This window comes from Martelella lutilitoris, assembly GCF_016598595.1.
GTDB lineage: Bacteria > Pseudomonadota > Alphaproteobacteria > Rhizobiales > Rhizobiaceae > Martelella > Martelella lutilitoris_A.
Window position 1 is genome coordinate 2,356,311 of sequence record NZ_CP066786.1, and the last position, 17,926, is coordinate 2,374,236.

Genomic DNA, 17,926 nt, shown 5'->3' on the forward strand with positions numbered 1-17,926 from the left:
TTCAAACCTTTCTCAAGCTCAGACGAGCTGACGGCCCTTGGCATCGATGGCGGTGGCGACGGCTTCGTCATTGGCCTCGTCCGGCAGAAGCATATCGTTGTGCGCCCTGCCCGACGGGATCATCGGGAAGCAATTGGCGAGATTGGCGACGCGGCAGTCGAAGATCACCGGTTTGGGACTGTCGATCATCCGCTGGATCGCCTCATCCAGGTCGTCCGGATTATCGCAATAGATCCCTTCAGCGCCGTAAGCTTCCGCCAGCTTGACGAAATCGGGCATCGCCTCGGTATAGGAGTGCGACAACCGGTTGCCGTGGAGCAGTTGCTGCCACTGGCGGACCATGCCCATATACTGGTTGTTCATGATGAATATCTTGATCGGCGCATTGTGCTGGATCGCCGCCGACATCTCCTGAATGCACATCTGGATCGAGGCATCGCCGGCGACATCGATGACGAGCGCTTCCGGATGCGCGATCTGGACGCCAAGGGCTGCCGGCAGGCCGTAACCCATCGTGCCGAGACCGCCCGACGTCATCCAGCGCTTCGGCTCCTCGAAATCGAAGAACTGCGCCGCCCACATCTGATGCTGGCCGACTTCGGTGGTGATGTAGAAATCCCGGCCCTTGACCGCCGCGTTCAGCCGCTCCAGCGCATATTGCGGCATGATCACGTCCTTGTTGGGCGTGTAGGCGAAACAGTCGCGCCCGCGCCAGCGCTCGATATTGCCCCACCAGTCATCGAGCGACGGTTTTTCCGCCGGCAGCGCGCGCCAGGCGCGAACCATCTCTTCGAGAACATGAGCGACATCGCCGAGGATCGGGACGTCGACATGGATGGTCTTGTTGATCGAGGACGGGTCGATATCAATGTGGATCTTGGTCGAGTTCGGCGAGAAGGCGTCGACGCGGCCGGTAATGCGGTCATCGAAACGCGCGCCGATACAGACCATGACGTCGCAGTCATGCATGGCCATATTGGCCTCGTAGGACCCGTGCATGCCCAGCATGCCGAGCCAGTTCTTGCCCGAGGCCGGATAGCAGCCGAGACCCATCAGCGTCGAGGTGATCGGGAAATCGGTGAGGCTGACCAGTTCGCGCAGCAGCCGCGTGGCGTCGTCGCCGGAATTGACGACGCCGCCGCCGGTGTAGAGGATCGGGCGCTTCGCCTTGGCCATCAGCTCGACCGCCGTGCGGATCGCATCGGCATTGCCGTTGACCTCCGGACGATAGCTCTCGCGGATCGGATGGCCTTCGAGCGGCGTGTAACGGCCCTTGGCAAACTGCACGTCCTTCGGGACATCGACGACGACGGGGCCGGGACGACCGCTCTGGGCAATGCGGAAGGCCTCATGGATGACATTGGCGAGGTCGTTCACGTCCTTGACCAGCCAGTTATATTTGGTGCAGGGCCGGGTAATGCCGACGGTGTCGCACTCCTGAAACGCATCCGAGCCGATCAGCGTCGTCGGAACCTGGCCGGAAATGCAGACCAGCGGAACGGAATCCATCAGAGCATCCTGCAGCGGCGTGACCGCATTGGTCGCGCCCGGGCCGGAGGTGACCAGCATGACGCCGACCTTGCCGGTGGAGCGGGCATAGCCCTCGGCCGCATGGCCCGCGCCCTGCTCGTGACGCACAAGCACATGGGCGATCTCGTCCTGCTGAAAGATTTCGTCATAGATCGGCAGCACGGCGCCGCCGGGATATCCGAAGATATGTTCAACCCCATTTTCTTTCAGCGCCTGCAAAACGATCTCGGCGCCTGTCATCAAGTTGTCCGTCGCGGTCATCGTCATTTTTCCGTTTCGATGGTCTCTAGGTGTTTGCGTTCCTACCGGGCATAAAAAAAGGCCCCTTCAAGGAGCCTGTCGTCGCGCATGGGTGGCTTATGCCGGATGGTTACACCATCCTGCCCATGCGCGATCCCACCACAATAAGAAGTTCTTTCATAGCCATGCTTGGCTGATAGCCCGTCTTGCCGCATCAGTCAACGCGCGAGTGCAAGAAAAATAGCCAAACGGGCGATCGAGTGAAATTAAATTAGGCAGATATGGCGGTGCCCGCCGAGGCTAAAGCGCTGCGGGATCGAGCCTTTTCCAGTCATCGCCCATCTGGTTGCGAAACCAGGTCATCTGCCGCTTGGCATACTGCCGGGTTGCGGCACTCGCCCGATCGATGACGGTTTCACGGTCCATCTCTCCCTTGAGCATCGCAGCGATCTCGCGCACGCCGATTGCCCGCATCACCGGCATTTCGGGGGCAAGGTCAAGGGCCAGCAACGAGCGCACCTCCTCAACCGCTCCCTCGTCCAGCATGGCGGAAAAGCGCGTATTGATGCGCTGATGCAGAACAGCGCGCTCCGGCAGAATGACCACCTTCTCCGCCGCGTCCGAAGGGATCAGCGGCCGCGGCGTCTCCGCCTGATAATCCGCGATCGATCGCCCGGATGCCTCCTTGACTTCAAGCGCGCGCACGATCCGCTGCCCGTCGGCAGGCTCCAGCCGCGCCGCCATGACCGGGTCACGGTCGGCCAGAACATGATGGAGCGCTTCGGAACCCTCTTCGGCCAGCGCCCGCCGCCAATGCGCACGGATATCCGACGGGACATTCGGCATTTCGGCAAGCCCCTCGGTCAGGGCCTTGAAATAGAGCCCCGTGCCGCCGACGAAAACAGGTACCCGCCCCTCGCTCTCGAGCCGGTCGACGAGCGCAGCCGCTTCTCTCAGCCATGCGCCGGTGGAATAGTCGGTCCCGGCGGCGACATGCCCATAGAGAAAATGGTCGATGCCGGCCATGTCTTCGCCCGAAGGACGGGCCGTCAAAACCCGCAACGTGTCATAGACCTGCATGCTGTCGGCATTGATCACGACGCCGCCGGTCGCGCGCGCGCGGCCAAGCGCATAAGCGGACTTGCCGCCCGCCGTCGGCCCGGTTATCAGAACCGCACGCCATTTTTTACCCGAGGAATTCGCCATGGTTCTCGTTGCCACGCTTGTCGCCAATCCGTCAAACCCTGTTGTGACCCCGGAACAGGTTTTGAAGGTTTCACAAGCCATTGCCGTGGAAAAGATCGACTGGCTGAACCAGGGCGTGGCGGTCGATCTGCACCTCGAACACCATGTCAGCAGGCAAGCCGTCGAGGAAGCCATCCGCGAGGCGCTTGCCGGCCTGCCGATCGACCTCGTCATTCAGCCGCATATCGGCCGTCGCAAGAAGGCACTTCTGGCGGATATGGATTCCACCATGATCGGTCAGGAATGCATTGACGAACTGGCCGCCGAAGTCGGACTGAAGGACAAGGTCGCGGGCATCACGGCGCGCGCCATGAACGGAGAGATCGAATTCGAGCCCGCCGTGCGCGAGCGCGTCGCACTGCTCGCGGGTCTCGATATCGGTATTGTCGACGAGATCATCGAAAAGCGCATCACGCTGACGCCGGGCGGCAAGGAACTGGTCGCGACGATGAAGGCCAATGGCGGCTACACCGCGCTGGTCTCCGGCGGCTTTACCGTCTTCACCAGCCGCATCGGCGCGATGATCGGCTTTGACGAGAACCGCGCCAACACGCTCATCGAGAGAGACGGCAAGCTGACCGGCCAGGTTGCGGACCCGATCCTCGGCCGGCAGGCCAAGATCGAGGCGCTGCATGACGTGGCGCGCAAGCGCGGTATTGCAGAGACCGAGATCATGGCGGTCGGGGACGGCGCCAACGACCTCGGCATGCTGGAACTGGCCGGCGCCGGCGTCGCGCTTCACGCCAAGCCCACGGTTGCCGAAAAGGCCGATATCCGCATCGACCACGCAGATCTGACCGCGTTGCTTTATATTCAGGGATACCACGAAGAGGAGTTCAGACGGTGAAGCTCACTGAAACCGAACGCCTTGTCATCCGCAACTGGGAGGATCGCGACCGCGACCTGTTCCACGAGATCAACGCCGATGAAACGGTCATGGCCTTCTTTCCCATGCGCCGCACTCGCGCCGAGAGCGATGAGATGTTCGACACGATCCGCAAGGTGATCGCGGACAGCGGCTATGGTTTTCCCGCCGTTGAGCTGAAAGGGACCGGGGATGTGATCGGCTTCACGGGGCTGAACACGAGCTACAGCGCCGACATCTCGCCGAAGGGCACGCCCGAAATCGGATGGCGCATGGCGACCCGTTACTGGGGCAAGGGCTACGCAACCGAGGCCGCGCGCGCCATGATCGCACTGGCCTTCGACGAACGCGGCCACGACCAGCTTGTGTCATTCGCTGTTGCAGCGAATCACCGCTCGACGGCGGTCATGGAAAGGCTCGGCATGCGGCGGGACCCTGAGGGCGATTTCGATCATCCCTCGATTCCCGACAGCCACCCCCATCTCAAACGCCACGTGCTCTACCGCCTTATGAAGGGTGAGTGGCAACGCGACAGTTAAGACGCTGCCGCTTTCTCGGCGAATCGCGAGAGCGCTCTATCTCTTTGTTTTTTAAGCGCCTTCGGACGCGAAACCGGTATCCGCTCTCCCGGGAAATGCCCTATTCCAGCACCAGGCTCTTGATGACGAGCGTGCCGTCCGGCTCGGCGACCATGATCGAGACGCTGCGGCGCCCCTCCGAAATCAGCTCGACAATGCGCGAGCGCACCTCCTGCGGCGTCGTCACGGCGTCCTGGCCGACTTCGGCGATCACCATGCCGGGCATCAGCCCCTCGTCGGCGGCCGCGCTGCCCTCTTCCACCTCGGTAATCAGCACGCCCTCGATACCGCCGTCGATCTGGTAGAGCGCACGGCCATTGTCATCGAGCTCGGCAAGCGTCATGCCGTAAAGGCTGACCGGCAGGCCGGGCGTGTCGGCATCGCCGTCTGCTGTCGGCCTGTCGACCAGCGCCTCGTTCACCGCCTCCGGCTCTTCCAGCAGTTCAGGCGTAACCTGCACCGTCATGCGCTCGCCGTCGCGGACGATCTCGACATCCACGGGATCTCCGACCCGGCCCTCGGCGACGAATCGCGGCAGGTCGCGCGGACTGTCGATCGGCTGCCCGTCAAAGGACAGGATGATATCGCCCTCTCTTAGAGGTCCGCCATCCGAAGGCCCGCCTTCGATGATTGACCCCACGGCGACGCCGGCGGGATCCTCGGTGCCAAGCGAGGCGGCCAGCGCGTCGCTCACCTCCAGAACGCGAATGCCGATCCAGCCCCTGCGGGTGCGTCCGAACTCGATCAGCTGGTCGATGATGTTTTCTGCAAGCTCGCTCGGCACCGAAAAGCCGATGCCGATCGAGCCGCCGGACGGCGACAGAATGGCCGTGTTGATGCCGATGACCTCGCCATCCATGTTGAACAGCGGTCCGCCGGAATTGCCCTTGTTGATGGCGGCATCCGTCTGGATGAAATTGTCATAGGGGCCGTCGAGCTCGCGCCCGCGCGCCGAGACGATGCCGAGCGTGACCGAGCCCCCGAGGCCGAACGGGTTGCCGATCGCCATCACCCACTCGCCGATCCGGACCTTGCGCGAATCGCCGAATTTCACCGCAGGCAAAGGCCGGTCGGGATTGACCTTGAGCACGGCAAGGTCGGTCTTGTCATCGACGCCGAGCAGTTCCGCGTCGAGCGTGGCGCCGTCGGAGAACGTCACCTCGATCGTGTCGGCATTCTCGATGACATGATTGTTGGTGACGATGATGCCCGTGGGATCAATGATAAAGCCGGAACCGAGCGAGGAGAACTGCCGGCTGCGCTGCCCCTCCTCGCCCTCGAAGAAATCCTCGAACAGGTCCTCGAAGGGCTGGCCCTCGGGAACGTCCGGCAGGGGCCGGGTCTCGCCCGTCGGCCCGCCCTCCTCGGAAATGGAGATGTTGACGACGGAGGGGAGCAATCCCTCGGCGATGTCCGCCACGGACACATCGGAAAGCGTCTGGGCGCGCACCGGCATCATCGGCATGGAGACCGGCAACATGACGGCCACGGCGAGAAGCCCTGCGCCGGCGATGTTCCGGGCCATAACCCGGAAAACCGGGGAATTAAGCTTGACCGTCGTCATCATGCCTCCGTCCTGTCGATTGTCATCATAGCGAAAGGCTCAGGGAAAGCCTATCCGCGGATCAGCCAGACAAGGCCGACGCCGAGCGCAACGGCAATGAGGCCGGTCACGCGCAACGCGCCTTCCGGCACTGTCGGCAACAGCCGCGCCATGGCTACAAGGAGGGAAGGGGCCAGCGCATAGACCAGCCCCTCGATGATCAGATAAAACGCAAATCCGATCAAAACATCCTGAAGCAACATTACTCGGTTGCCTGCTGCTGGACCTCTTCGGCCGGCGCGCCGCCGGGCAGCGCCGGGCTCAGAGGCAGCGCACTCGCCCCTGACGAGCGGAAGTACTCAAAGAACTCCGAATTCGGCGAAAGAACCATGGTCGAGTTCTCACCGAGGACGTCCCTGTAGGCGTTCATCGACCTGTAGAAGTAGAAGAACTCCGGATCCTTGCCGTAAGCTTCGCCGAGAACCCGGTTCCGCTCGGCATCGCCCTCGCCGCGCAGAACCTGCGCATCGCGGTCGGCCGCCGACTGGATTTCAACCACTTCACGGTCCGCTGCGGCACGCCGCACTTCGGCGCGCTCACGGCCGCGCGCGCGCGTCGCCTCGGCCTCGGCCAGACGTTCCGAACGCATCCGTGCGTATGTCTCGTCCGAAACCTCCTGCGTCAGGTCGGTTCTGCGGATACGCACGTCAACGATCGAAATGCCGAGCGCTTCAGCCGCCGGACGGAGCTGGTCGCCAACTTCCTTCATCATGGCCGTCCGCTCGGTCGAAAGCGCTGCCTCAAAGCCGCGCAGGCCGTAGACCCGGCGCAATGCCGAATCAAGACGGGTGCGGAGCCGCGAAACCGCAGCCATGCGATCGCCGGAAACGGACTCACGGAAGCGCTGTGCGTCCGTGATCCTGTAAACGACGAAAGCATCAACCTCGTAGAACTTGCCGCCCGAAACCTGGACGCGGATATCGTCCAGGTCAAAACGGAGGTCCTGATTGGACACGAACTGGACCTGATCGGCGCCTGCAAACGAGAACGGAAGTTTGAAGTAAATGCCGGGCTCGGTCTTGACGGCGTAGATCTTGCCGAAACGGATGACCAGCGCCTGTTCACGCGGATTGACCACGAAAATCGATGCGTAGATCAAAAGTGCCAGAGCGACGATACCGCCAAGCAGAACGAATATGCGATTTGAAGACATTATTGGTTCGCTCCCTGGCTGCTCTGCGATGTTGACGAGGATGAGCTGCCGCTCGTATTGGCGGCATTTGTCCTGGCGGCCGCGTTCCGGTCGATCGCATCAAGCGGCAGATAGGGCACGACACCCTCCCCGTCCTCATCCATGATGACGTTCTTCGACCTGGAGAAGACCTCCTGCATGGTCTCCAGATAGAGCCTCTTGCGGGTGATCTCGGGCACGGCAACGTAGGTTTCGTAGATCGAATTGAACCGATCCGCCTCACCCAGCGCCTCCATGACCACGCGGTCCTTGTAGGCTGCCGCGGCTTCGCGAATCTGGGCCGCGTCACCGCGCGCCTGCCCGAGTGCCCGGTTGGCATACTGGTTCGCTTCTTCAAGGAAACGATCTTCGTCCTGCTCGGCACGCTGGACTTCGTCGAAGGCATCAGCCACCTCGGCCGGCGGAGCGGCATCCTCGATCGAAACGGCGGCAATCGTCAGCCCGGCGCCGTATTCGTCCATCGTGCTTTGAATGATCTGCTTCACATCCTCCGAAATGCCTTCACGATCGTCACGGAAGACGTCCTGGGCCGGCCGGCGGCTGACGACTTCGCGCATCGCGCTTTCGGCAACCTGCTGCAGCGTCTCGATCGGGTTTTCGACGTTGAACAGATAGGCTTGCGGGTCGGTGACGCTGTAGAGCACGGCAAACTGAACATCGACGATGTTCTGGTCGCCGGTCAGCATGATGCCCGTGCGCGCGGAATTCCGCGACCCGATATTGAGCTGCTGTTCCGTGATATTCGCCTTTTCGACGGTCTCCACCGGCCAGAACATGAAATGCAGGCCAGGCCCGGAAACATCTGCCTTGGGAACGCCGAAGCGAAGCTCGACGCCACGCTCTTCCGGCTGGATCGTATAAACGGATTGCATCACCCAGAAGCCGGCCAGCACGACGATGACGATCATCACCAGGCCGATGCTGAAACCGCCCGGAAACATGCCCTTGAACTGATCCTGGCCCTTGCGGAAGAAGTCCTCGATATCCGGCGGGCCGCCATTGCCGCCCCCGCCATTGCCGCCGCCACCGGGGCGCTTGGGGCCTTGACCCCACGGACCCTGATTGTCGCCGCCGCCACCGCCCCCTCCCCAGGGACCGCCGCCATTCTGATTGCTCCAGGGCATTCACACCTCTTCCAAAATAAACAGTTCCTGGCTGCGGAACCATTGCCGCAGCCGCGCATTGACGCATTCAGCGTTTGTCCCGTTATAGGGACGCAGAAGGGCGCTTTCAACGCGATCGGTCAACTGTGCGGCCAAATCGCGGTAAATTCCTGTTCATCGGGGTTTGCGCGCGTAGACCACATAGCGCGTCGGATAATCGTCCTTCTCGCCGGCCGGCAGGTTCTCGCTGCTTTCAGGTCGCCAAAGCGCCGGATCTATCACAGGAAAAGTGGTCTGCCCTTCCGCCTCGGTTTCCACATGGGTGATGCGCAAACGGTCGGCGAGCGTCATCGCCTGCCGGTATATCTCGCCACCGCCTTGCACATAGATTTCGTCGAGGCCCTTTTCGGCAGCATCCTTGCGGGCCAGCGCAACAGCATCTTCAAGGCTCGGCACGACAATGCATCCGGGCGCCAGGAAATCCGGGTTGCGCGAGATGATGATATTCGTCCGCCCCGGCAGCGGCTTTCCAATCGACTGATAGGTCTTGCGTCCCATGATCTGGGGCTTGCCCATGGTCAGGGCCTTGAACCGCCGAAAATCCGATCCCAGGTGCCAGGGCATCGCCGCGCCGTTGCCGATCACGCCGTTTTTCGCGACGGCGGCCATGATTACGATTTCGGCAGTCATCAACCCCGCCTCCTCACATGTCTGTCGCTCAAACCGCGATCGGCGCCTTGATCGACGGCGCGGCTTCATAGCCCTCCGGGACAAAATCCTCGAAGGTGAAGGCGAAAAGATCGGTGACATCCGGATTGAGCCGCATCACCGGCAGAGGGCCCGGGATGCGGGAAAGCTGTTCGCGCGCCTGTTCGAAATGATTGGCGTAAAGATGGGCGTCGCCGAGCGTGTGGACGAAATCGCCGGGCTTCAGGCCCGTCACCTGCGCCACCATCAGTGTCAGCAGCGCGTAGGAGGCGATGTTGAAGGGAACGCCGAGGAAGATGTCGGCGGAGCGCTGGTAGAGCTGGCAGGAGAGTTTTCCATCGGAAACATAGAACTGGAACAGGCAGTGGCAGGGCGGCAGCGCCATGTTGTCGACCTCTGCCGGGTTCCAGGCGGTGACGATATGGCGGCGGCTGTCGGGGTTGTTGCGGATGCTCTCGACCACCTTGGCGATCTGGTCGATATGGCCGCCGTCCGGCGTCGGCCAGGAGCGCCACTGCGCGCCGTAGACCGGTCCGAGATCGCCGTTTTCGTCGGCCCATTCGTCCCAGATCGAGACGCCGTTTTCCTTCAGATAGGCAATGTTGGTGTCGCCCTTCAGGAACCACAGCAATTCGTGGATGATGGAGCGCAGATGCAGCTTCTTCGTCGTGAGGACCGGAAAGCCCGCCGCAAGGTCATAGCGCATCTGGTAGCCGAAAACGGAGCGCGTGCCCGTGCCGGTCCGATCCGCCCGGTCGGTTCCGTTTTCCAGCACGTGGCCCAGAAGATCCAGATATTGGCGCATGATGCTTCCTCGTTCGAAGTCGGTTTTCTCTTCTATCGCGACGAAAGGCGCCGCGAAAAGGGCCCGGAGACGCCTTTCCCCGCCTTTTGCGCGCCACCCCCCCTTTGCAGAAGCTTTTGAAACACTTATATCAAGCGTGCCGGCTTGACCGGCTATGGTGATAAACGGCGTTGTAATAAGCTCATTGGACCCGGGGGCGGTACCCGGCGCCTCCACCACAAACAGGCGGTTCAGGCCTTTTTGTGATGGGGGCGAAACAGGATCGACAAGAGTGTAAAGAACGACCTTTTACCCGGCATGATACCACCGTTATCGGGTCAAACGAGTAGTTGCAAATGACAACAAAGCTCAGGGTTACGCTGTAGCTGCCTAATGGCGGTTCCAGAAACCCACCTTAAGTCCTTGCGGGTAGCACTGTAAGGCGGGGTCCGGAGGCACCTGGCAACAGAAGCCTCCACCTGAATTTGAACAAAATCCCCTATAAAGATTGCGCATCGGCATCAGGCGACTTAATTGGCTACAGGCAGAGCGCAATCAAACGGCCAAAGGCGGGAAAGACGTGATGGGGCAAGACCATATTCGCTACGACATTCTGGCACAGGACGCACTGCGCGGCATGGTGCGCAAGGTTCTCGCAGAGGTCGCCGCAACAGGCCACCTGCCCGGTGAGCATCACTTCTTTATCACCTTCCTGACCAACGCGCCGGGCGTGCGCATTTCCCAGGCGCTGAAGGAAAAATATGCCCAGCAGATGACCATCGTCATCCAGCACCAGTACTGGGACCTGAAGGTGACCGACAGCCATTTCGAGATCGGCCTGTCCTTCTCCGATGTGCCCGAGCGCCTCGTCATCCCCTTCAACGCCATCGTCGGCTTTTACGATCCGTCGGTGAATTTCGAGCTCGAATTCGATGTCGCCACGCTGGATCTGGAAGACGAAAAGCCGCTCGAGCCGGAAAACGAGGGTGGTGACGATGACGGCCCCGGCGGCGATGACGGCGCTTCGGTCGTCTCCCTCGATGCCTTCCGCAAGAAGCACTGACAGCCGATGTGCGCCGAGATCGTCAATCTCAGGATGAGCCGCAAGCGCGCGGCGCGGCAGAAGGCGGCCGACAACGCCGCTGAAAACCGGGCGATCCACGGCCGCACAAAGGGCGAAAAGGGCCGCGACAAGCTGGAACGCGAGAAGAGCGAGCGGCGCTTTGAGCAAGGGCGCATCGAACGCCTGACGCCTTCCCAAGGGGACAAGGACGATTGATCCGCAAGCGCTCCGTCAGCCTTCACGGGCACCGCACGAGCTTTTCCCTTGAGGATGCATTCTTCAACGAGATCCGTGACATCGCCGACAGGCGCGGCGTCAGCCTTGCCTTCCTTCTCAGCGAAATCGACGAACAGCGCCCGCCGGATGTGAACCTCTCCTCCGCCGTGCGCCTGTTCGTGCTGGATGACCTGAAGGCACGCCTATAGCATCGGCCGAAAAAGTGGAATCCGGTTTTTCGATAACCCGATGCATCAAAAAGAGAACCTAGATCATCGGGCGATGCCAACTAGCGCATCGGCTCGAAAATCGGAATCGATTTTCGAAAAGAACGATGCGCAGATTCAATAAGTTAGAGCGTCCTTTGTGCGTCCTAAAGGACGCACGGCGCTCTAATCGCCCGATGATCTAAAGTCCTGAAGCGTCCTACTCGGCCGCATCCCGCCTTTCGGCCTCTTCCGCCGGCGCGTCCGGGTTCCCGCCCGCCGTCTGCCGGTCGAGATCGGGAAAGGCGACGATGCGCAGGCCGGCAAGACCGGTGTGCTGCACGATCAGCCCCTGCTCCTCGAACCAGTCGAGAAAGCGCCTGGCCCGGCGCGCCGAATGCGTGCCGTAGGCGCGCGCGATCATGGCGTCCGAGGGACAGGCATCGCCGGCGATCGCCGCCTTTGCCAGCATCAGGAACACGCCCTGCAGGTCTTCGGTGACATGCGCCAGCAGCGAGACCGCCATCTGCCATTGCTCGCTTTCCACCATCGCCGCGTCCGCGCCCGAACGGGCGATCGCGAGCCGGCGGCGGAATTCGTTCATGGCAAGCGGAGCGCCGGATATCCGTTTCATCCGACCGCGCATCAGGAAATCCTGGTAAAGCTCTGAATCAGAACGAAAAGCAGATTCCGGAGCGCCGGCGATCTCCGCCAGCGTCATCGCGATCCAGTCGTCCTTTTCCTCATCCGACATCGCCGGCGCACGGGGTCCGCGCGTCGGCGTCTCAGGCGCTTCGGCCTCTTCGGAAGACTTCGACAGCGCATCCATGATGTCGACGGTCGGGCGCGGACGCGGGGCCACCCGGCGCGGGGCCGAGGCCTGACGGGCCATATCTTCCGGATCCGGCGTGAAGATCAGATCCTCCACATCCTCCGGCTTTTCCGGCAACGGCATCAGCTTCGGACTGGAGGAGCGCGCGGAGGTTTCCACCGGCCCGATCGTGACCGGCAGCGGACGGCGCGACAGGGCCGGCCCGAGAGCGACGAAATTGCCGCGCTTCAGATCGCGAAACTGTTCGGCCTGGCGGCGATCCATGCCGAGAAGATCGGCCGCGCGCGCCATATCGATATCGAGAAAGGTCCGCCCCATCAGAAAATTCGAGGCTTCCGCAGCGACATTCTTGGCAAGCTTGGCCAGCCGCTGGGTGGCGATGACGCCGGCAAGGCCGCGCTTTCGCCCGCGACACATCAGGTTGGTCATGGCCCCGAGTGAAAGCCGGCGCACCTCCTCGCTCACCTCGCCGCCGGCAGACGGGGCAAACATCTGCGCCTCGTCCACCACGGTCAGCACCGGATACCAGTGGTCGCGGTCGGCATCGAAAAGCGCATTGAGGAAGACGGCGGCAGCGCGCATCTGGTCGTCGATCTCGAGACCTTCCAAAGTCAGCACGCAGGAAACGCGATGCTGGCGGATGCGGTTTGCGATTCCGATCAGTTCGCCCTCCGAGCGCTCGGCATCGACGACGATATGGCCGAACGCGTCCGAAAGGGTGACGAAATCGCCCTCCGGATCGATCACCACCTGCTGCACCCATTTCGCCGACTGCTCCAGAAGCCGCCTGAGAAGGTGAGACTTTCCCGAACCGGAATTGCCCTGGACGAGAAGACGGGTCGCCAGCAGCTCCTCGATATCGAGTGTGGCCACGTCACCCGCCGATGTCGTTCCCATATCGATATCGACCTGCACTTTTCGCCTTTGCCTTCTGTTCGGTGTTGCGCCCGTTTGTAACAGGTCATGAGCGCCCGTGCCGAGACCTCGCGTCGTTACCCACAGCTTTCCGGGGTGACGATCTTCAGCATCTCGTCGGGCAGGCCGAAGAGCGCGGCAAGGCCGGCCTGGCCGGAGCGCGTCAGCATCAATGCACGGCCCTCGGCGGCCGGCCGCAGCCAGTGACGCTCGCAGGAGCGCCGAAGCACCGCCGCGCCGAGCCAGCCGCCGATATGGGGGCGACGCTCGCTCCAGTCGAGACAGGTCCGGCAGAGCGGGCGCCGGCTGTTGCCGGCGGAGGAAAGCGAGATGCCGAACTCCGCGAGAAGCGCCTCTCCCTTGTCGGTCACCATGCCGGCATTGCCGTCGAAGACGACCGCGCCGGACCGCACCATCGAATCGGCGATGCCGACCGCGATCGCACCGGCCATGTGGTCGTAGCATGTGCGCGCCACCCTCAGCGCTTCCTCCTTCGGTCCTGTCGGGCGGTATCGCACGGGGCCGATGGCCGAGAGCAGGCTCAGATGTTCCAGCGTTTCGGCAACCTCCGCCGACGCCAGCCGGAAATAGCGATGCCTGCCCTGTTTTTCGACGGTGACCAGCTGACCATCCACGAGCCTGGACAGATGATTGCTCGCCGTCTGTGGTGAAACACCCGCGCATTCGGCAAGCTCGCCGGCCGTCAGCGCCCTGCCGCCCATGAGAGCCGCCAGGATATTGGCGCGCGAGACATCGCCGATGAGCGCGGCGACGGCGGCGAGCGTATTTCCCGAAACCATGTTTGTCATGACGCTCAATCTACCACCGCAAACCGCCGCCGTCAGCGTCCGTTACTTCGTTCCCGATCGAAGCATGCGCGAATGCAGACGGGCTATTGCCTTCGTTTCCAACCGAAGGAAAAGACCATGCATGAGACCGTGATCGCCAAGCCCCGCTCCCTACCCACGAAGATCGCCACAGGCGCCCGCAATCTGGCGAGACTGATCTTCATCCGCTGGCCGCAGCGTCGCCGGCAGCGGCTGCAACTCCTCGAACTGACCGACGAGCGGCTGCGCGATATAGGGATCGAGCCGCATCAGGCGCGACAGGAGGCAAGCCGCCCATTCTGGGACTAGCCCTTCCTCAAAAACGCCTCGAAGGCCGTGAGAGTCTCGTCGGAGACATGATGCTCGATGCCTTCGGCGTCGAGCTCGGCGGCCTCTTTGGGAACCCCGATCGCCAGAAGCAGATCGAAAACCAGCGCGTGGCGAATACGGGCCTTCTCGGCCATGGCCTCGCCGGCCTCCGTCAGAAACACGCCGCGATAGGGCCGCGATGTCGCAAGCCCCTCGCGCTTCAGCCGGGAAACGGCCTTTGCCGCCGTCGGATGGGCAATGCCCATGGCTCTGGCGATATCGACCAGTCGCGCCTCGCCGTGCTCATCCGTCAGGTCGGCGATCAGCTCCGTATAGTCCTCCAGAAGCGCCGAGGCGCGCTCCGAGCGGGCCTTGGAGAAACGATCCGCCTGGCTCTCGGGTCCGTCGCTCATGTCGCTGCCTCTTCCTTCTGCCCGAAGACCGCATCTGCCGCAAACGCGCTTCGCCTCGTCTCTTCGTTCCCGCGATCGCGCGGTCGAGAACAAACCGGCCTTGCCCGCCGCAACACGCGCAAAGCCGCCGCGCCGCAGGGCGCGTCACGGCATTGCCAACAAAGCCGCCCCAATATGGCGGAATTGCGCCATATCACACTTTCAAGCCCAGGCTAAACTGTGTCATCGCAATATTAGGCGGAACCGAAGCGACGGGAAAGGCTTTTCGGTTATAACGCCGATTGACAAAAATGTAGCCTTGGCTATATTCATAATCATTCCAATTGTGATTTTGCGCCAGTTCCAGAATGCCAGACACCCAATCCAGACGTCCCTCCCTGAGTGAGCGCACCAATACGGCGATCGAGCAGGCCATGGCTTCCGGCCGCGTCAGGCCGCGCTCCGCGCTGCTCTTCGTCGGCCCGGCCGTCATCGCCTCCATCGCCTATGTCGATCCCGGCAATTACGCGACCAACATCCAGGCGGGCGCCGGCTATGGCTATACCCTGTTGTGGGTGGTGCTGTTCGCCAATCTGATCGCCATGCTGTTCCAGGGCCTCTCCGCCAAGCTCGGCATCGTCACCGGCCGCAACCTGGCCGAGGTCTGTCGCGACGAGTTTTCCAAGCCCGTCGTCATCCTGATGTGGATCGTCAGCGAGATCGCCGCCATGGCGACCGACCTTGCCGAGTTCCTCGGCGGCGCCATCGGGCTCGCGCTGCTGTTCGACATGCCGCTGATGGCGGGCATGGGCGTCACCGCGATCGTCACCTATGGCATCCTGCTGCTCGAACGGCGCGGCTTTCGTCCGATGGAGCTGATCATCGGCGCGCTGATCGGCGTGATCAGCCTTTGCTATATCGTCGAACTGTTCATCGCCCCGATCGCCTGGGGCGAAGCCGCCTTCCACGTTGTCAGGCCCGAAATACCCGACGCGACCGCGCTTGCGATCGCCGTCGGCATTATCGGCGCGACCGTGATGCCGCACGCCGTGTTCCTGCATTCGGGCCTCACCCAGCACCGCATCAAGATCGGCAACGAGGCCGACCGCCGCCGCGTGCTGCGCTTTTCCAACACCGAGGTAGTGGTGGCGCTTGCCGTGGCCGGCGTGGTCAACATGGCGATGGTGATGATGGCGGCAAGCGCCTTCCACAAGGGCCACAGCGAGGTCGCGGAGATCGAGACCGCCTACCACATGCTGACGCCGCTTCTCGGCGGCGCGGCCGCCGGCGCCTTCCTGATCTCGCTGATCGCCTCGGGCATCTCGAGCTCGGTTGTCGGCACCATGGCGGGACAGATGATCATGCAGGGTTTTGTCGGTTTCCGTATTCCGATCTGGCTGCGCCGGCTGATCACCATGGCGCCGGCTTTCGTGGTCGTGGCGCTCGGCGTCAACGCGACGGAAGCGCTCGTGGTCAGCCAGATCATCCTGTCGATCGCGCTGCCTGTGCCGATGATCTCATTGGTGATCTTTACCCGCAGCCGCGCGATCATGGGCGATTATGCCAATGGCCGGCTGATCGGCGCGCTGGCGATCCTCGGCGCGCTCGCCGTGCTCTCGCTCAACATCGTGCTGCTGGCGCAAACCTTCGGCGTTCCGATTCCGGGGCTTGCGGCCGGCTAAACCTCCGCCGCGTCGGCGACGATCAGTCCGAAGCCCTGCATCAACCGCTTGATCTCCGCTCGAACATCGCTGCCGGTGAAGATCGCGACGTCGCGGTTCACCCCCTCGATCGCCGCAGACGGCCGCTCGCCCAGAACCCGTCTGGCCTGCAGCGCAATCGCCTCCGCCGGGTTGAGCCAGTCGACCGGCCACGGCGCAAGCTTTCGGAAACGGTTGGCAAGGAAGGGATAATGCGTGCAGGCGAGCACGACGATATCGGTACGACGGCCGTCTTCCTCCACGAAGCAGGGCGCGATTTCCGCCCACAAGGCCTCGTCCGAAACCACGCCGCCGCTGATATAGGACTCTGCAAGAGCGGCCAGATATTTCGAGCCGACCAGCCGCGCATGGCAATGGGCGGCGAAGCTTTCGATCAGCGCGCGGGTGTAATCGCGTTTGACTGTCGCCGGCGTCGCCAGAACCGAGATCAGCCCCGAAGCGGTGCGTTCGGCCGCCGGCTTGATCGCCGGAACCGTGCCGACGAAATCGGTTGCCGGAAACCGGGCGCGCAGCGCGCTTCCGGCAAGCGTGAAGGCGGTATTGCAGGCGATGATGACGCAGGCCGGACGGATATCTTCGAGCAGGCGCTCGAACAGCGCCAGAAGATGGGCCAGCAGCGCCTCCTCCGGCCAGTCGCCATAGGGAAAGGCGGCATTGTCGGCGACATAGACGAAGCGCCGATCCGGCATCAGCATGCGCGCCTCGCGCAGCACGGTCAGCCCGCCTATGCCGGAATCGAAGACCAGGACCGGACCTTCGGCCGCCTCAGCCATCGCTGCCCTCGCCGCCGCGCGGGTTCTTGCGGCTGTATCTGTCGAGCGAGGAGATCACCCCGCGCAGAAGATGGATTTCCTGCATGCTCATGGCGCGGCGGGTGAACACCGAACGCAGATTGTCGATCATCCGCGGCTTCTTGTCGGCCGGGCGGAAATAGCCGCGGGCATCGAGCGCCTCTTCCAGATGGTCGAAGAAACCGAAGAGATCCTGTTTCGTCGCGGGCGTCTGCTCGACCGCCTGGAACGGCGTCTGGCTTTCGTCCTCCATGCCGGATTTCATCCACTCGTAGGACATCAGCAACACGGCCTGGGCAATGTTGAGCGAGGCAAAGGCCGGGTTGACCGGAAAGGTGACGATCTCGTCTGCCATGCCGACCTCCTCATTGTTGAGGCCCCAGCGTTCGCGGCCGAAGAGGATGCCGGTGCGCTCGCCGCCGCGATAGCGCGTTCGCAGCGTGCGGGCGGCAACGCTCGGTCCCCTCACCGGCTTGAACCCGTCCCGGCTTCTCGCCGTCGTGGCGTAGACGAAGTTGAGGTCGGAAATCGCATCGGCGAGGGTCCCGTGCACCGTCGCGCCGTCAATCACATGGTCGGCCTTGGAGGCTGCGGCGCGGGCCGTATCGCTCGGCCAGCCGTCGCGCGGGTCGACAAGGCGCAGTTCGGCAAGCCCGAAATTCGCCATGGCGCGCGCCACCATGCCGATGTTCTCGCCCAGCTGCGGGTTTACCAGAATGATCACCGGACCTTCGGCGATGAGCGGAAGCTCGCTGTTCGTGCCTGCCATGGCATCCTTCTTCATTTCGATCGATTGCAGCGGCTTA

The 17,926-nt window shown here is 62.7% G+C and carries 20 protein-coding genes and 1 other RNA gene; 8 read left to right on the top strand and 13 right to left on the bottom strand.

The genetic code is table 11. From position 1 onward, the window contains the following. Positions 1-18: 18 nt before the first annotated feature. Both JET14_RS11165 and miaA read right to left on the bottom strand, forming a co-directional pair. Positions 19-1,770, bottom strand: coding sequence for an acetolactate synthase 3 large subunit (locus tag JET14_RS11165; RefSeq protein ID WP_432443084.1), 1,752 nt, complete (start codon positions 1,768-1,770; stop codon positions 19-21). 300 nt (positions 1,771-2,070) lie between these two features. Continuing rightward, entirely contained in the window at positions 2,071-2,976 is a 906-nt protein-coding gene (gene miaA / locus JET14_RS11170; protein ID WP_200338071.1) for a tRNA (adenosine(37)-N6)-dimethylallyltransferase MiaA, read from the bottom strand. On the opposite strand from miaA, the gene serB reads away from it, so the two are divergent. Further along, complete coding sequence (gene serB / locus JET14_RS11175; RefSeq protein ID WP_200333576.1) at positions 2,975-3,862, top strand: phosphoserine phosphatase SerB; 888 nt, start codon at positions 2,975-2,977, stop codon at positions 3,860-3,862. The genes miaA and serB overlap by 2 nt on opposite strands. Next, positions 3,859-4,419, top strand: coding sequence for a GNAT family N-acetyltransferase (locus JET14_RS11180; RefSeq protein WP_200333578.1), 561 nt, complete (start codon positions 3,859-3,861; stop codon positions 4,417-4,419). The genes serB and JET14_RS11180 overlap by 4 nt, the downstream gene beginning before the upstream one ends. Before the next feature lie 100 nt (positions 4,420-4,519). Here JET14_RS11180 and JET14_RS11185 read toward each other — a convergent pair whose 3' ends face one another. The 6 genes from JET14_RS11185 to JET14_RS11210 form a co-directional block, all read right to left on the bottom strand. Next, on the bottom strand, positions 4,520-6,025 hold the full coding sequence (locus JET14_RS11185; protein WP_246750291.1) for a Do family serine endopeptidase: 1,506 nt from the start codon (positions 6,023-6,025) through the stop codon (positions 4,520-4,522). Positions 6,026-6,072: 47 nt separating this feature from the next. Beyond that, positions 6,073-6,264: a DUF2065 domain-containing protein gene (locus JET14_RS11190; RefSeq protein WP_200333580.1), complete on the bottom strand. Its 192-nt coding sequence runs from the start codon at positions 6,262-6,264 to the stop codon at positions 6,073-6,075. Beyond that, positions 6,264-7,214 carry a protease modulator HflC gene (gene hflC / locus JET14_RS11195; protein ID WP_024707933.1) on the bottom strand — a complete coding sequence of 317 codons (951 nt, stop codon included), beginning with the start codon at positions 7,212-7,214 and terminating at the stop codon, positions 6,264-6,266. Before hflC ends, JET14_RS11190 begins: the two co-directional genes overlap by 1 nt. Beyond that, the gene (gene hflK, locus JET14_RS11200) at positions 7,214-8,377 is read right to left on the bottom strand and encodes an FtsH protease activity modulator HflK (RefSeq protein ID WP_200333582.1); all 1,164 of its coding nucleotides are present in this window, start codon (positions 8,375-8,377) and stop codon (positions 7,214-7,216) included. Before hflK ends, hflC begins: the two co-directional genes overlap by 1 nt. A gap of 153 nt (positions 8,378-8,530) precedes the next feature. Further along, positions 8,531-9,049 (bottom strand): dihydrofolate reductase, encoded by a 519-nt coding sequence (locus JET14_RS11205; protein WP_432443033.1) that lies wholly within the window; start codon positions 9,047-9,049, stop codon positions 8,531-8,533. Positions 9,050-9,074: 25 nt separating this feature from the next. Next, positions 9,075-9,869 carry a thymidylate synthase gene (locus JET14_RS11210; RefSeq protein ID WP_200333585.1) on the bottom strand — a complete coding sequence of 265 codons (795 nt, stop codon included), beginning with the start codon at positions 9,867-9,869 and terminating at the stop codon, positions 9,075-9,077. A gap of 99 nt (positions 9,870-9,968) precedes the next feature. On the opposite strand from JET14_RS11210, the gene ssrA reads away from it, so the two are divergent. From ssrA to JET14_RS11230, 4 genes are all read left to right on the top strand, one after another. After that, positions 9,969-10,328, top strand: a transfer-messenger RNA (tmRNA) gene (ssrA, locus tag JET14_RS11215). A 103-nt stretch (positions 10,329-10,431) separates the two neighbouring features. Further along, positions 10,432-10,911, top strand: a complete 480-nt coding sequence (locus JET14_RS11220; RefSeq protein WP_024707937.1) for an SspB family protein — start codon at positions 10,432-10,434, stop codon at positions 10,909-10,911. Positions 10,912-10,944: 33 nt separating this feature from the next. Beyond that, entirely contained in the window at positions 10,945-11,127 is a 183-nt protein-coding gene (locus JET14_RS11225) for a DUF4169 family protein (RefSeq protein ID WP_246750292.1), read from the top strand. Continuing rightward, positions 11,124-11,336, top strand: a complete 213-nt coding sequence (locus tag JET14_RS11230) for a ribbon-helix-helix domain-containing protein (RefSeq protein ID WP_200333587.1) — start codon at positions 11,124-11,126, stop codon at positions 11,334-11,336. The genes JET14_RS11225 and JET14_RS11230 overlap by 4 nt, the downstream gene beginning before the upstream one ends. A gap of 217 nt (positions 11,337-11,553) precedes the next feature. Here JET14_RS11230 and JET14_RS11235 read toward each other — a convergent pair whose 3' ends face one another. Next, positions 11,554-13,080 carry an ATP-binding protein gene (locus tag JET14_RS11235; protein ID WP_200333588.1) on the bottom strand — a complete coding sequence of 509 codons (1,527 nt, stop codon included), beginning with the start codon at positions 13,078-13,080 and terminating at the stop codon, positions 11,554-11,556. 77 nt (positions 13,081-13,157) lie between these two features. Continuing rightward, positions 13,158-13,889 (bottom strand): ArsR/SmtB family transcription factor, encoded by a 732-nt coding sequence (locus JET14_RS11240; RefSeq protein WP_200333589.1) that lies wholly within the window; start codon positions 13,887-13,889, stop codon positions 13,158-13,160. Between the two features lie 117 nt (positions 13,890-14,006). On the opposite strand from JET14_RS11240, the gene JET14_RS11245 reads away from it, so the two are divergent. After that, positions 14,007-14,216 (top strand): DUF1127 domain-containing protein, encoded by a 210-nt coding sequence (locus tag JET14_RS11245; RefSeq protein WP_200333590.1) that lies wholly within the window; start codon positions 14,007-14,009, stop codon positions 14,214-14,216. Here the strand turns inward: JET14_RS11245 and mntR are convergent. After that, on the bottom strand, positions 14,213-14,629 hold the full coding sequence (gene mntR, locus JET14_RS11250) for a manganese-binding transcriptional regulator MntR (protein WP_200333591.1): 417 nt from the start codon (positions 14,627-14,629) through the stop codon (positions 14,213-14,215). The genes JET14_RS11245 and mntR overlap by 4 nt on opposite strands. A 347-nt stretch (positions 14,630-14,976) precedes the next feature. On the opposite strand from mntR, the gene JET14_RS11255 reads away from it, so the two are divergent. Continuing rightward, complete coding sequence (locus tag JET14_RS11255) at positions 14,977-16,290, top strand: Nramp family divalent metal transporter (RefSeq protein ID WP_200333592.1); 1,314 nt, start codon at positions 14,977-14,979, stop codon at positions 16,288-16,290. On the opposite strand, the gene murI is transcribed toward JET14_RS11255, so the two are convergent. Next, positions 16,287-17,102, bottom strand: a complete 816-nt coding sequence (gene murI, locus JET14_RS11260; RefSeq protein ID WP_200333593.1) for a glutamate racemase — start codon at positions 17,100-17,102, stop codon at positions 16,287-16,289. The genes JET14_RS11255 and murI overlap by 4 nt on opposite strands. Next, the gene (locus JET14_RS11265) at positions 17,095-17,889 is read right to left on the bottom strand and encodes an RNA methyltransferase (protein WP_200333594.1); all 795 of its coding nucleotides are present in this window, start codon (positions 17,887-17,889) and stop codon (positions 17,095-17,097) included. Before JET14_RS11265 ends, murI begins: the two co-directional genes overlap by 8 nt. Positions 17,890-17,926: the final 37 nt, after the last annotated feature.